This window comes from Serratia odorifera (genome assembly GCF_041448735.1).
GTDB lineage: Bacteria > Pseudomonadota > Gammaproteobacteria > Enterobacterales > Enterobacteriaceae > Serratia_F > Serratia_F odorifera.
Genome location: NZ_JBGMUT010000043.1, coordinates 1 through 810 on the forward strand (window position 1 = coordinate 1; position 810 = coordinate 810).

The following is an 810-nucleotide window of genomic DNA, read 5'->3' on the forward strand; positions in this document are numbered from 1 at the left end:
GTTTGGCACCTCGATGTCGGCTCATCGCATCCTGGGGCTGTAGTCGGTCCCAAGGGTTGGGCTGTTCGCCCATTAAAGCGGTACGCGAGCTGGGTTCAGAACGTCGTGAGACAGTTCGGTCCCTATCCGTCGTGGGCGTAGGAAATTTGAGAGGAGCTGTCCTTAGTACGAGAGGACCGGGATGGACGCACCGCTGGTGTACCAGTTGTTCTGCCAAGGGCATAGCTGGGTAGCTATGTGCGGAAGGGATAAGTGCTGAAAGCATCTAAGCATGAAGCCCCCCTCAAGATGAGATTTCCCATAGCGTAAGCTAGTAAGATCCCTGAAAGATGATCAGGTTGATAGGTTCGAGGTGGAAGCATGGTGACATGTGGAGCTGACGAATACTAATAGATCGAGGACTTAACCATATAATATGTAGCAATGTTATCTAGTTTTGAAGGAATATGCCTTCATAGTTTGGTGATGATGGCAGAGAGGTCACACCCGTTCCCATACCGAACACGGAAGTTAAGCTCTCTAGCGCCGATGGTAGTTGGGACCTTGTCCCTGTGAGAGTAGGACGTCGCCAAGCAAAAACCTAAGTCGTTTCGACTTAGGTTTTTTTGTGTTTATTTTTATTTACCGAATGTTATAATTCATAAATTTAATAACGCTAAAGACGAAAAAAGTTTAAAATAATAGCAATGATTTTTGGTTTTCCTGATTTTTCGAATGCCGCTAAAGTAATACTTAAAATAGGACACATTATTTCTATCATAAGTATATATTTTAAAATTACTGCGATAGAAAAAATAAATAGGATAATAG

2 rRNA genes are annotated in these 810 nt (G+C 43.3%); both read left to right on the forward strand.

Features of this window, described 5'->3' with window-relative positions:
• Window positions 1-410 (forward strand): 23S ribosomal RNA (locus ACCC84_RS23495); the annotation flags it as partial.
• Window positions 411-458: 48 nt separating this feature from the next.
• Window positions 459-574, forward strand: a 5S ribosomal RNA gene (gene rrf, locus ACCC84_RS23500).
• Window positions 575-810 lie beyond the last annotated feature (236 nt).